This window comes from Lactobacillus gallinarum (genome assembly GCF_002160635.1).
Taxonomy (GTDB): Bacteria; Bacillota; Bacilli; order Lactobacillales; family Lactobacillaceae; genus Lactobacillus; species Lactobacillus gallinarum.
On the sequence record NZ_NFKZ01000009.1, the window covers coordinates 1 to 13,358 of the forward strand.

11 protein-coding genes and 1 tRNA gene are annotated in these 13,358 nt (G+C 36.8%); all 12 read left to right on the forward strand.

Features of this window, described 5'->3' with window-relative positions; all coding sequences use genetic code 11:
- Positions 1 to 285 precede the first annotated feature (285 nt).
- Complete coding sequence (locus tag B5E95_RS04895) at positions 286 to 978, forward strand: 2,3-diphosphoglycerate-dependent phosphoglycerate mutase (RefSeq protein WP_003630668.1); 693 nt, start codon at positions 286 to 288, stop codon at positions 976 to 978.
- 221 nt (positions 979 to 1,199) lie between these two features.
- Positions 1,200 to 1,802, forward strand: a complete 603-nt coding sequence (gene pcp, locus B5E95_RS04900) for a pyroglutamyl-peptidase I (RefSeq protein ID WP_087235715.1) — start codon at positions 1,200 to 1,202, stop codon at positions 1,800 to 1,802.
- Between the two features lie 63 nt (positions 1,803 to 1,865).
- On the forward strand, positions 1,866 to 2,426 hold the full coding sequence (locus B5E95_RS04905) for an aldose epimerase family protein (protein ID WP_087176742.1): 561 nt from the start codon (positions 1,866 to 1,868) through the stop codon (positions 2,424 to 2,426).
- 101 nt (positions 2,427 to 2,527) lie between these two features.
- Positions 2,528 to 3,634, forward strand: a complete 1,107-nt coding sequence (locus B5E95_RS04910; RefSeq protein ID WP_087235716.1) for an LCP family glycopolymer transferase — start codon at positions 2,528 to 2,530, stop codon at positions 3,632 to 3,634.
- A complete protein-coding gene (locus B5E95_RS04915) occupies positions 3,634 to 4,251 on the forward strand; it encodes a glycerol-3-phosphate acyltransferase (protein ID WP_087235717.1) in 618 nt (205 codons plus the stop codon). Before B5E95_RS04910 ends, B5E95_RS04915 begins: the two co-directional genes overlap by 1 nt.
- 37 nt (positions 4,252 to 4,288) lie before the next feature.
- Positions 4,289 to 7,279 (forward strand): LTA synthase family protein, encoded by a 2,991-nt coding sequence (locus B5E95_RS04920; RefSeq protein ID WP_087235718.1) that lies wholly within the window; start codon positions 4,289 to 4,291, stop codon positions 7,277 to 7,279.
- An 85-nt stretch (positions 7,280 to 7,364) separates the two neighbouring features.
- On the forward strand, positions 7,365 to 8,759 hold the full coding sequence (locus B5E95_RS04925; RefSeq protein ID WP_087235719.1) for a fibronectin type III domain-containing protein: 1,395 nt from the start codon (positions 7,365 to 7,367) through the stop codon (positions 8,757 to 8,759).
- Between the two features lie 252 nt (positions 8,760 to 9,011).
- On the forward strand, positions 9,012 to 10,274 hold the full coding sequence (gene tyrS, locus B5E95_RS04930) for a tyrosine--tRNA ligase (protein ID WP_025005704.1): 1,263 nt from the start codon (positions 9,012 to 9,014) through the stop codon (positions 10,272 to 10,274).
- 421 nt (positions 10,275 to 10,695) lie between these two features.
- Positions 10,696 to 11,052, forward strand: a complete 357-nt coding sequence (locus B5E95_RS04935; protein ID WP_087235720.1) for a hypothetical protein — start codon at positions 10,696 to 10,698, stop codon at positions 11,050 to 11,052.
- A 124-nt stretch (positions 11,053 to 11,176) separates the two neighbouring features.
- Positions 11,177 to 11,249, forward strand: a tRNA-Thr gene (locus B5E95_RS04940).
- A gap of 69 nt (positions 11,250 to 11,318) precedes the next feature.
- Positions 11,319 to 12,632, forward strand: coding sequence for a C1 family peptidase (locus B5E95_RS04945; RefSeq protein WP_025005706.1), 1,314 nt, complete (start codon positions 11,319 to 11,321; stop codon positions 12,630 to 12,632).
- Complete coding sequence (locus tag B5E95_RS04950; protein ID WP_087176745.1) at positions 12,632 to 13,285, forward strand: HD domain-containing protein; 654 nt, start codon at positions 12,632 to 12,634, stop codon at positions 13,283 to 13,285. The genes B5E95_RS04945 and B5E95_RS04950 overlap by 1 nt, the downstream gene beginning before the upstream one ends.
- The last annotated feature ends 73 nt before the right edge of the window (positions 13,286 to 13,358 follow it).

The following is a 13,358-nucleotide window of genomic DNA, read 5'->3' on the forward strand; positions in this document are numbered from 1 at the left end:
TTACCAAGAAAGATATTGGCATATCATACACCAGATGAAATCTTTGAAAGAGAATTAGATCTAATCTATCAAGCAGCTTGATTAAAAGTGTTCAATTTATTATTGCAATTTACGAATTTCATTTTTTACACTTCTTTTTGAATATTTTACTTAAAAGTACCACAAAAAAGAAGATAATAGAAAGTGAACATCAAAAAAAGATGTTTTTTACTCATTTCTCTATGAAAAAAACTGTGAAATGTGTAAAATATGGATGAAACATTGAATTTTAAAAGGAGATATTTCATGTCAAAATTAGTTTTAATCCGTCACGGACAAAGTGAATGGAACCTTTCAAACCAATTTACTGGTTGGGTTGATGTTAACCTTTCAGAAAAAGGTGTTGAAGAAGCTAAGAAGGCTGGTCGTTTAATCAAGGAACACGGTCTTGAATTTGATCAAGCTTACACTTCATTATTAACTCGTGCCATCAAGACTTTGCACTTTGCATTGGAAGAAAGTGGCCAACTCTGGATTCCAGAAATGAAGACTTGGAGACTTAACGAACGTCACTACGGTGCTCTTCAAGGTTTGAACAAGAAGAAGACTGCTGAAAAGTACGGCGATGAACAAGTTCACATTTGGCGTCGTTCATACGATGTTTTGCCACCAGCTATTGATGATGACAATGAATTCAGTCAAGCACATGACCGTCGTTACGCAAACTTGGACCCACACATCGTTCCTAAGGCAGAAAACTTACACGTATGTCTTGACCGTGTAATGCCATTCTGGGAAGATCACATTGCTCCAGACTTACTTGACGGCAAGAACGTAATTATCGCAGCTCACGGTAACTCACTTCGTGCTTTAACTAAGTACATCGAAAACATTTCTGATGACGACATCATGAACCTTGAAATGAAGACTGGTGAACCAGTTGTTTACACATTCGACGAAAACTTGGATGTTGTTAACAAGGAAAAGTTGGACGACTAATTTAATTAATGGTTATTCACACAAAAAAGGAACTTTGCAAGAAGCTCCTTTTTATTTTGTACTTTTTTAGGAAAAAAAAGCACCCCAAGAGGGATGCTCTATTTTATCAACTTGCCCCAAAAACTATTTTTTAAACATTTAGTTTCATAATTTTTTGGAACAAGTATATTATATTATAAATAAAAAAATTTACCATTTTTTTCTAAGGAAAGAGGAACGATATGAAAATATTAGTAACCGGTTTTGATCCTTTTGGCGGAGAGAAAATTAATCCTGCAATTGAAGCTGTAAAAAGATTACCTAATGAAATAGCTGGTAACAAAATAATTAAGTTAGAAGTTCCTACTATTTTTTATCAAAGTGCTGATGTCGTAAAGAAAGCGATTGAAAAAGAAAATCCTGAGATGGTGATTAATGTAGGACAGGCAGGTGGTCGCGGTGCTATTACGCCCGAAAGAATAGCAATTAATTTTCAATCGGGTTCAACTCCTGACAATTCTGGTAAAGGTCCTAAAGAAGGCAAAATTCAAGTAGACGGATTAGATGGCTATTTTACACAATTGCCAATTAAAAAGATGGTAACTGACATTCGTCATGCCGGAATCCCTGCACAAATTTCAAATTCTGCGGGGACATATGTCTGCAATCATCTTTTTTATGAAATTCAATATTTAATTCATCACGATTATCCTGATTTAAAGGGCGGCTTTATTCATATTCCATATTTGCCAAGTCAGACTAAGAATGGACGTTATCCTTCAATGAGTTTAGAGAATATGGTAGTCGGGCTGACAGCGGCCATAAAAGCGGCTGTAATGTGTTAAAAATTGACAGTTACCCCTTTTAAGTGCTATTTTTGTCAATGGAATTAAAGTGGGGAGAAAAATATGCAAACAATTGATAATTCTCTCTTACAAGTCTCTGTCGATGAGAATGGGGCCAAAATGGTCCATCTTGTATCTATTAATGATAATTATGATTATCTCGGCGAAAATGGGACTGAAGAGGGTATGGCAATTGCTTTTCCAGTGCTTGATCAAGGCAATAACTGGGCTAGCAAACTGCCCTGGACTGTCGTAGATAAAGGTGATACTCGAGTCAGTTTGACTTTAATTGATACACCGGAAAGCTATAAAAGTTTTCCATATCATTTTGAAGTGATGATAACATATGCTTTGGAGGGCAATCAATTAAAGATATCATTTTATCTAAAGAATTCATCACATAAGGAATTACCATTTTCATTAGGTTTTGTATTGCCAAGTACTTGGCAAAGTCAGAGCAGCGTTAACAAAATTAGTTTAATTAATGAAGAACATGGAATAGATATTGCTTCAACTGATTTTAAGTTAGCCGCAGAAGATGGTAAAGTTACTGCTTTTACTGATAAAATTGAATTAGAGGCTGAAAGTAGCCGCAATTTTGAGATTACATTGACACTAAAGTAAAAATAAGTAACGATTTTAATAAGATGTAGGAAGCAAGTCAGCGATGATTTGCTTTTTTTGTTATAATACACTCAATGTGAATTTACATATAGGTATGATTTATGAAGAAAAGTAGAAAAGAGTATAGAAATCACCCGACAGAGACTCGAGTGCAAAATCATAAATATAAAAAGCGCCATGTTTGGGCGTGGGTCACGGGGATAATAGTCTTAGTAGCAGTAGTTGCGACCGCGGCTTATTTTGCTTCTGTATATTTCCGAACAAAGAACGCTGTTGATAAAACCTATGATCCGCAAACTGCAGTGAAAACTACAGGTGAATTTAATGGAAAAAAACGTTTTGCTGTTTTATTGATGGGAACCGATACTGGTGCTCTTCATAGAAAAGAAAAGCGTGGACGAACTGATACCATGATTTTAGCTGTAGTTAACCCTGCTAAGAAGCACTATACGTTGGTTTCTATTCCACGTGATACGATGGCGCAAATGGTTGGTACAGATGAGTTTGGGGTAGAAAAAATTAATGCTGCCTATGAGATAGGCGGAGCAAGAATGGCAATGGACACTGTCTCTGAATTAATTAATGTGCCTGTTAAATATTATGCTGTAGTTAATATGGGCGGGATCATGAAAATGATTCGTTATGTTGGCGGCATTAATATTCGACCAACGCTTAGCTTTGAATATGGCGGTTATGTCTTTAAGAAAGGTAAATTAACCCATATGGGTGGTGCCGGAGCACTTGCTTACTCGAGAATGCGTTACGATGATCCTAGAGGAGATTATGGTAGGCAGGAGAGACAGCGACAAGTCATCACGACACTAATTAGAAAGGCTGTTTCGATTAGTTCACTATCAAATTTAGATTCAATTCTAACCTCTGTTTCAAACAATGTACGAACCAACTTGCCATTTAGTGCTTTACAACAAATTGCAATGAATTATCGTGATTGTGCTAAAAGCTCATCAAGTGATTATCTTCATGGCTATAATGCTGAGGTTGAGGATGCCGCATATCAAATTCAACCAACTAGTGAATTGCAACGAATTTCTGATTTAGTGCGCACAGAGTTGGAATTAGAAAAGGAAGTTGTTCAGAATAACGAGACCTTCCAGAATGAACAAAATAAAGCTAATGGCTTTAGTTTTAAGAGTGGCAAGATTCAGCATTATCATATCTATGATTACACCGGAGAAGGGGATAATTAATGGAGCGAGTTTGGGCCACGCTGATTGGCTATATTTTTGGTAATTTTCTGACAGCGATGGTTGTTGGTAAAATCTTTTTGAAAATAAACCCTACAGAATATGGTTCACATAATCCAGGAACAGCTAACATGGGGGCTGTTTTTGGTAAAAAATGGGGTATTTTAACTTGTTTGGGCGATTTGCTAAAAAGTTTGATTGCTCTGTTTATTGTGTATTTTGTTTTCCCAGCACATATCAATATTGCATATACTGGTCTGGGATTGATTTTAGGACACTGTTTTCCAATTTGGGATCATTTTAAAGGCGGTAAAGGTGTTGCAGTTGCCGCTCAGGTAGCGGTCTTTTATGATTGGAAGGCAGGATTTGCAACTTTGCTAATTGCTCTGGTATTAACTGCAATTATGCAAAATTTGACGATTCCACCAATTGTGTTTATGCTTTTATTCAGTGTTTATGAATTTTGGCGCAATCAAGAAGCAGGAATTGTCTTTTTGGTGATTACTTTAATTATGATTTTCAAGTTCTGGCATGATATTATTGATTTCTTTACCGGTCATGGTAAAAAAGTTGATATTTTATATTCAATTAAAAAGAAGTTGGGAATTAAGAGTAAGTAATAACAAAAAAATTTTAGTAAGGACATAGACTAGGAAAATGAGTGAGATTAATAAAAAGAAATCACTGAATGTTGGTCAAATTGTTTGTATAATCTTGGCTGCATTTTTAATGCTAGTGCAGATGTTTTCATGGGGGAAGACCTTTGGTAGATTGCCATTGAGTACCTTAATGAGATTTATTCCAGGAATGCTAGGTAGTGCAACATTAGTGCTTGTACCGATGGCTTTTGGTGCTGTATACAGCAAAAAGAAAATCCGTCCAACTGAAGCATTCAGATTCTGGATTATTGCAGTTGTAACGCTGATACTTCTGTATTTGGCTAACTTCATTAAGCGACCAGGTAGTTTTGTCATGTGGAAGCTGTGGGGTGTGTTCTTCCCAGTTTTGACAAGTACTTCAGTTTTACTAGCTGGATTGATTTTCAGTATTTTGGCTCAACCATATCTGTATGAGTTGCAACGCCGAATTACAACTAAGCAAAATGTGTTGCTGCTTAGTGCATTGACATTAGTAGGCTTTGCTACTAGTGCAGGTACAATGTACTTTAACTACTCCATTTACGGTGTTTACCTCGTCTTATACTTTGCTTGGGGGATGTTCTTGGCCAATGTTAAGATCCCTAAGAAAGTCTTTGGCTGGTCAATTGCTGCAGGAGTATTTTCATTCTTTGTAATGTTTATTGGGGTTCCGGGATTTAACGGTGTCTACTGGTATCAGCGTTTATCCGGACGTAGTGGAGTTTATTCTTGGACTCCTAAGTTTTTAAGTAATCCTACCTCGCCATTTCTATTTTTAATGGTCTTGGCAGTATTCTTAATCTTTAGAAAAGTAATCGTTAGCTATAGCGCTAAGGATATGCGTTTCTTTATTTCAATAATTATTTTTATGGACGCACCAATTATTGGTGGGTTTGTAAGATCATTCCGCTTTACTAATAGTGCTGGTTTTAACAAGTTCTTGATGATCGTCATTATGATGATCGCAGCTCTTGCGCTGAACTATTTGTATAACCGCTTTTTATTTAGAATAAAGCCGATTAAGAAGACAGTTGAGTTCTTCAATAGTCATGATAATTTAGCTGAAGTTGTGGAATATGGTTGGAAGAACTTCACAGCATGGGTAGTTGAAAACCGAGTAAGACTTCTTACTTGGGGCTGGTTCTATATCTTGAGTTTTGCCTCATTCTTGATCGAATCAGACAATTTACGTATTCAAATTACGACTGCTACTGATATCAACGCAGTTATCTTCTTGCTCGGGACTAGATTCTTTGCAATCATTTTGACAGCCATTTTCTTGGATGCCATGTTTGCAATTTTCTACTTCATCACAACGCGTTACTGGACTTCAACCATTTTGGTTAGTGTAATTACCATTGGTTGGGCCATTGCCAACAAGATCAAGCTTAACCTTCGTGGTGAACCTATTTATCCAACTGAACTTGATGAAATTGTTAACTGGAAGACCTTGCTTCCAATGGTTGGTCAACAAAAGGTAATTATGATTGCCGTTGCTTTAGTGATTGTAATTGCTTTGACTGTTTTCCTTGAAATCAAGTTTCCAATTAAGAAAAAGGGTTCATGGAAGCGCCGTGGTATCTGGGCATTGCTCAGCTTGCTTTTGTTTATGACACCAGCTCGCTTCAACCACGATGGCGGAATCATTTATCACATCAACCGTGGTTTTGATAACAAGCAATCATTCAGAAACCCTGAACGTGATATTCAAATTAACGGTCCATTATTGAACTTCTTGAACTACTTCGATTTACAGATTATGAATAAGCCATCTAATTACTCCAAGGCTACGATTAATCACTTGAATGAAAAGTATGGCAAGATTGCTGATGAAATTAACAAGACTAGAAAGAATACTTTAAAGGATCAAACTATTGTCTACAACTTGAGTGAAAGTTTTGTTGATCCATATACTTTCCCAACAATTAAGATTGATCCAAAAACTCCAAACCCAGTTAAGTTTATTCAATCAATGAAGGACAGATCTACTTACGGTAGCATGCTTAGTGCAGGTTATGGTGGTGGTACTGCCAACATGGAATGGGAAACTTTGACAGGATTTAACATGGGTATGTTCAAGTCAACCTTGACTCCATATGTACAAATCGTACCAAACTACGACTTCTACCCAACCATTGGTATGGACTTCAACTACAAGTCAGCTGTTCACCCATTCATTGGTACTTACTACTCAAGAGTAGAAGACTACAAGAGATTTAAGTTTAACAAGTTCGTTTACCTTGGTTCTAAATACAAGATCATTGATCAAAAGAAACTTGGTAAGAGTACTTACAACTCCGACTTCACTACTTATGCAAATGGTTTGAAGCAAATCAACAGCATGAAGGGTGGTCAATTTATTAACTTGATCTCAATTCAAAACCACATGCCTTACAACAACTGGTATCCAAACAACGAATACATGGGTAAGGTATCTGGTGAACTCTTCAACACTGCTGCCGTTCGTGAACAAATGGCAACTTACATCAAGGGTACGCAATACACCGACAAGGCAGTTAAGAAGTTTATTGGTCAAATTGATAAGATCAAGAAGCCAATTACCATTGTCTTCTACGGTGACCACTACCCAAGTATCTTGTCACAAAACTACACTGCTAAGTATCCTGTTCAAATGCACGCTACTCGTTACTTCATTTACTCTAACAAGTACGCTAGAGAACATGGTGCTAAGGAGAAGTTGACTCACAACACTAATTACGTCAACACTAGCGACTTCACTGCAATGATGCTTGAACAAACTAATTCTAAGGTAACTCCTTACCAAGCATTACTTACTGAAGTTCACAAGAAGCTTCCTGCAATCACCATTAACTTTAACGGTGATAAAGGCTTCCAATTAGTTGATCAAAAGGGACACTTCGTTGATCCTAAGAAATTGACTTCAGAACAACAAGCAATTTTGAATGACTACGAAATGGTTCAATACGATATGACTGCTGGTCAAGCTTATGGCTTGAAGGCTAAGGGCTTCTACAAGTTGAATAACTAAACAAAAGACCGAACACGAAGTTCGGTCTTTTTTGTGTCTAATGGTAAAATAGTAGCTAAGAAAAAACGTGTTAAAGGTGATTAAAATGAAAAAGATAATGACAATGGCACTAACAAGTGCTGCACTTCTTGGACTTTCTGCTACAACTGTTCAAGCTGGTACATATAATCCAAAGAATACTACTAGTTTTAATATTAATAAACGTAACCATGTAACTAAAGGCAAAATTTACAAATTACATTTACCTGCAGCTGGTAGATTAGTTACAAATAGTAATGTTACCTTGAAAAATAGTATGGAATGGACATGTATTCCTTATGGCAAAAAGAAGAATACATATTATTTGCGTAAGGGTACATACTATTTAACCAGTTCAAAGAATGCCAACATAAAGACTGCATATACTCGTTTGACTAAGATTCGTAAGAATTTAGAAACTTACGTTGAAACTAAGAAGGATAATGATAACAGCAGCCTTAAGGCAAGAAAGATTAAAATTGGTCAAAAAATCAAAGCAATGGGTGAAATGTACAATTATGATAGTATCGACTACTACAGCTTTACTATTGATTCACCTCAAATGGTTACGATGAAGATGACTAATAATCCAATTTATCAACTTGGAAAAGGCAACATCTTCAGCAAGATGAACGTAATCATGTTTGATAAAGATAATTCTGTTGGCGGTAGCACTATGCTTTACCCAGAGGATTTCAAAGTTAATGGCAATAAGACTGCCAGCCAAAGTTGGTACTTGGCTAAAGGAACCTATGTGTTTAGTGTAAATACTCGCGGGCTTTATGATTTCCAATTAACAGCCGTTCCTGATACACGCATGGTGCCAACAGATACTGAAATTGAATCTTTGAAGGATACTAAGGATGGTGTGGTTGCTACATTGAGGGATGCACTTCATGCTAAGACTTACGAACTTGCATGGCGTGAGAAGGGCTCAAAGGCTGCCTCATTTACTTCTAGTAGCAACACTGCAGAAGTAAGTACTGCTCCAGCTACGCGCTATCTAGAAAGAAACGGTCATAAAATTCCAGTTCAAATTGGTAAAAAGTTAGTTAATGGTCAAACTTATGATTTTGTAGCTCGCGGAGTAAGCAACCCTGACTACATTCGTTACGGTAATCCAGAAACTGATAATTATTTTGGTGCTTGGAGTAAAGTTGTTGAGCATACCTACTATGCTCCTTCAGATGCCACACCAGGAGCTGTCGATTTAACCATTGCTAAAGCTGACAATACTTACCACAACATTCATGTAGCTTGGAAGAAAATTGATAGTGCACAAAGTTACCGCATTGCTTACCGCCAAAAAGGTACAAGCAAGTGGTATTACGAAGTAACCGATCAAGCTTCTAACGCTATTACAGGTATTACCAGAAATAGAAGTTATGAAGTGAAATTACAAGCTTTAAATGGCAGAGAAGAAGGTCCATGGTCCGCAATTAAAACGGTTTTCTTAAAATAGCGGTTGACTAAAACTATTTTTCTCGTTAATATCATAACTAACGAATGAGTAGCGAGTCGGCTCAGCGTTCAGAGAACTAGCGGTTGGTGTGAGCTAGACAGGCCGATTTTAGCGAAGTACTTAATAGGGTTGCTCCTTTACCGGCTTTAATAAGGCGCAGTAGCGCAAACGTGGGTGGTACCACGGCTAATAATGTAATTTAGTCGTCCCTTGATCGGAAGATCAGGGGACGTTTTTTATTGGAGGAAAATTATGGCAAAGTTTGATATCTTAGAAGACTTGAAGTGGCGTGGAGCCATTAATCAAGAAACTGATGAAGAAGGTTTACGTAAGTACTTAGCAGAACATGATGATCTTGCTCTTTACTGTGGTACTGACCCAACTGGTGACTCACTTCACATCGGTCACTTAATTCCATTCATGATCTTGAAGAGATTCCAAATGGCAGGTTACCACCCAGTAATTTTGATCGGTGGTGGTACTGGTGCAATCGGTGACCCATCAGGTCGTAAGACTGAACGTACTTTGCAAACTGCCGACCAAGTTAAGCACAATGAAGAATGCTTGACTAACCAAATGAAGAAGTTGTTTGGTACTGAAAACTTTGAAATTAGAAACAATGCTGAATGGCTTGGCAAGCTTAACTTAATCGATTTCTTGCGTGATTACGGTAAGTTCTTCCAAGTTAACAACATGATTAACAAGGACGTTGTTGCTAGTCGTCTTGAAAACGGTATTTCATTCACTGAATTTACTTACCAAATTTTGCAAGCCATCGACTTCTACCACTTGAACAAAGATGATGGTGTTCAACTTCAAATCGGTGGTAGTGATCAATGGGGTAACATCACTGCAGGTATCGACCTTATTCACAAGCTTGAAGGTGCAGATCGTCCTGCATTTGGTTTGACTATTCCATTGATGCTTAAGGCTGATGGTACTAAGTTTGGTAAGTCAGCTGGTGGTGCTGTGTGGCTTGATCCTGAAAAGACTAGTCCTTATGAATTTTACCAATTCTGGATTAACCAAGATGACCGTGACGTTGTTAAGTACCTTAAGTACTTTACTTTCCTTAGCCGTGAAGAAATCGAAGACTTGGCTGAAAAGACTGAAAAGGAACCTTGGAAGAGAGCTGCTCAAAAGCGTTTAGCTGAAGAAGTAACTAAGTTCGTTCATGGTGAAGCCGGTCTTAAAGAAGCTCAAATGATTACTGATGCATTGTTCTCAGGTGATATTAAGAACTTATCAGTAACTCAAATTGAACAAGGTTTGAAGAACGCTCCAAGTGCAGAAGCAGGCAGCGAAAAGAAGAACTTGGTTGACTTTTTAGTTGATACCAAGATTGAACCTTCAAAGCGTCAAGCACGTGAAGACATTAAGAATGGTGCGATCTATGTTAATGGTGATCGTGAACAAAGCGTTGACTTTGAAGTTGATCCATCAAGCGCCTTCGATGGTAAGTATGTAATTATCCGTAAGGGTAAGAGAAAGTACACTTTGGTTACAATTAAGTAATTAATCAGAGAAAATGGGATGATAATTCATCTCATTTTTTTGTTTTCAGAAATACTATATGAAATTTAACTAATATAGTAACTGATTTTATGCAGTTTTGAATACTGAAAAAGCGTGAATTAAATAAAATAATATTTTACTAGATAAACTGTTATTTTATTTTTGCCACAAAAAGCAAAATAATCAATATAAGTTATTTTACAAATTCACATGATGACTATACGATGTAGAATACTGCAACAATATATGCATATAATTATACCGATATACAATTTAAGAATGCTGACACAGAGCGCAATTGTAAAATATAGCCTTTTGAATATTTATTGTGAAATATTTAACCATCTTGTTTACTTTTGGCTAAATAGTGTTATAGTAAAAGCGTAAAGAGAAAGCAAGTAAATAGAAAGAGGTTATTAAAATGTTAGAATCAAGAAAAGTTTTAAAAGTTGTTTCAAGTTTAGTAATCGGCTTAAGTCTTGTCGGTATCGGTAGTAATGCCGCTCAAGCTACTTCATTTACTGCTCCAAAGTTAGGTGTTGCTGAAGACGTACCAACTAACCCATCAATTAAGAAGGGTGACAAGATCTTCGTCATTGTTAAAGACACCAAGAACCAAAGGGTTGCTGTTTACACTAAGAATGCTAAGAAGACTAAGAAGACAGTTAAAATGGGTTCAACTTTCACAGCAAAGGCTGTTAAGAAGGTTAACCACAAGAAGATTGTTAGAATTAACAAGAAGCAATGGCTGAACAGCAAGGATGTTGTTAAGAACTAGTCATTGATTAAAGTTTAATAACCTCATATATATTTGTAGGCTTTTTCTACTCTTGGATTAGGAATTTTTAAAGGGCAAAGATATTCAGAATGAATATCTTCGCCTTTTTTGATACAATAGAAACGCCGCTTTAGCTCAATAGGTAGAGCACCGCCGTGGTAAGGAGGAGGTCCCCAGTTCAAACCTGGGAAGCGGCTTTTTTTAGTAGGCAAAATAATGCTAAAATGATGACAACTAAATGATTTCTAACGAGAAAGGAAAGTTATATGAAACACGAACTTACAATGGCAGAAATTGCCAAGTTTCAAAAAGAATATAAAAAAGAACCACAAAACCGAGTAGCAGAACTAGCAGTCGTAAATAATGGTGTCCAAAAGGCAAGTTTCAATACCGAAGGAATTAGAAAGCTTAACCGTAATTTTTCAATTGAAATTCCTACTGATAATGTAACTGATCAAAAGCAATCTGGACGTTGCTGGTTATTTGCGGCATTAAATACTTTGCGTCATGGTTTTGCTAAAAAATACAATGCCAAGAATTTTACTTTTTCTCAAAATTATCTCTTCTTCTGGGATAGAGTAGAAAGAGCCAATATCTTTTTTGACAATATTTTAAATACAGCTGATAGACCACTTGATGATCGAACTGTTCACACTTATATGCAAGGTCCTGATACCGATGGTGGTCAATGGGCTATGGCTGTATCATTGATTCGCAAGTATGGTTTGGTGCCAACTTATGCTCAAGAAGAGAGCTTTACTGCAAACAATACCGCCGCTTTTAACCGTGCATTGAATATGAAGCTGCGCGAAGATGGTCTAGTTTTGCGTAAATTAGCTAAGGAAAACAAGACCGATGAAATCGAAGCAAAGCGTCAAGAATTCTTAAGTGAAGTTTACCGTATGGCTGTCATTGCATTTGGTGAACCTGTCCAACACTTTGATCTTGAATTCAAAGATGACGATGGCAAGTACCATTTTGATGGTGATTTAACTCCACTCGATTTCTTCCATAATTACTTTACTGATGATCTTGATGATTACATTGTTTTGTTCAATGCTCCAGATCATGAATTTGATAAACTTTATGCATTACCATTTGAAGACAATGTTGAAGGTGGTACGCCAGTTCAATTTTTAAATACTGAAATTAACAACTTAAAAGAAGCTGCTATTAAGCAACTTAAAGCTGGTGAAACTATCTGGTTTGGCTGTGATGTTGGTAAAGATAGTGATCGTCAAAAAGGTATCTTATCTAAGGGCCTTTACCAAACCGATACTATTTTTAATATTGAAACTAAATTATCTAAGAAGGAACGTTTGCAAACTGGTGCTTCCGGTTCAACTCATGCCATGACTTTAGTGGGTGTTGATGTGGTTGATGGTAAGCCACGTCAATGGAAGATTGAAAATTCTTGGGGCACAAAAGTCGGTGAAAAAGGCTACTTTGTCATGGATGATGATTGGTTCAACGAATACTTATTTAAGGTAGTCGTAAAGAAGCAATACGTCCCAGAAAAATTAGTTAAGATCTGGGAAGGCGAAGCAACTCCAGTAGAAGCATGGGATTCAATGGCATAATGAATATTGATGCAGTAATTGATTTTACTAAAAAGCATTTAGAGGGCGAAAAGACAGGACATGATTTTTATCATGGTGAGCGTGTGGCTAAATTAGCTAGCAAGATGTACCTTGCTGATCATGAACATGCGCATAGGGATAGCCGCGAAGTAGCAATTATTAAATCTGCAGGTTATCTTCATGATACGATTGATGAAAAGATTTGTGCTGATCCCGCAAAGGTGGTTAAAGAGATCGAAGAATTATTGCCTCAATTAGGTTTTAATGATCTAGAAGCTTGGGACATTCTTTATACTATTCAGCACATGTCTTTCTCCGCCAATATTGAGCATCATTATCATTTGCCGCTTTCTGGCCAATATGTTCAAGATGCAGATCGATTAGAAAGTTTGGGCGCAATTGGAATTGCACGTGCCTTTACATATGGTGGCAAGCACGGCAACAAGATTTATGATCCTAAAATTAAACCAGAGAAGTTAGTGAGTCATGATCAATATCGCAATCATGAGGAAACAACGATCAATCATTTTTATGAAAAATTATTTTCGTTAGCTGATTTGATGAATACACCGGCAGCTAAAAAAGAGGCTGAACGACGTACAGCTTACATGCGCAATTTTGTGCGTGAGTTCATGCAAGAGTGGAATATATAAGTTAAAAAGGTTACTAGAACTATATCTAGTAACCTTTTTGTGTGCTGTATAAAAATAAAATTAAAAAATAATA

Coding starts and splice junctions, on each gene's coding strand:
- B5E95_RS04920 (WP_087235718.1), top strand. CDS start 4,289: ATGAGTGAGATTAATAAAAAGAAATCACTGAATGTTGGTCAAATTGTT.
- B5E95_RS04910 (WP_087235716.1), top strand. CDS start 2,528: ATGAAGAAAAGTAGAAAAGAGTATAGAAATCACCCGACAGAGACTCGA.
- B5E95_RS04950 (WP_087176745.1), top strand. CDS start 12,632: ATGAATATTGATGCAGTAATTGATTTTACTAAAAAGCATTTAGAGGGC.
- B5E95_RS04895 (WP_003630668.1), top strand. CDS start 286: ATGTCAAAATTAGTTTTAATCCGTCACGGACAAAGTGAATGGAACCTT.
- tyrS (WP_025005704.1), top strand. CDS start 9,012: ATGGCAAAGTTTGATATCTTAGAAGACTTGAAGTGGCGTGGAGCCATT.
- B5E95_RS04905 (WP_087176742.1), top strand. CDS start 1,866: ATGCAAACAATTGATAATTCTCTCTTACAAGTCTCTGTCGATGAGAAT.
- B5E95_RS04925 (WP_087235719.1), top strand. CDS start 7,365: ATGAAAAAGATAATGACAATGGCACTAACAAGTGCTGCACTTCTTGGA.
- pcp (WP_087235715.1), top strand. CDS start 1,200: ATGAAAATATTAGTAACCGGTTTTGATCCTTTTGGCGGAGAGAAAATT.
- B5E95_RS04945 (WP_025005706.1), top strand. CDS start 11,319: ATGAAACACGAACTTACAATGGCAGAAATTGCCAAGTTTCAAAAAGAA.
- B5E95_RS04935 (WP_087235720.1), top strand. CDS start 10,696: ATGTTAGAATCAAGAAAAGTTTTAAAAGTTGTTTCAAGTTTAGTAATC.
- B5E95_RS04915 (WP_087235717.1), top strand. CDS start 3,634: ATGGAGCGAGTTTGGGCCACGCTGATTGGCTATATTTTTGGTAATTTT.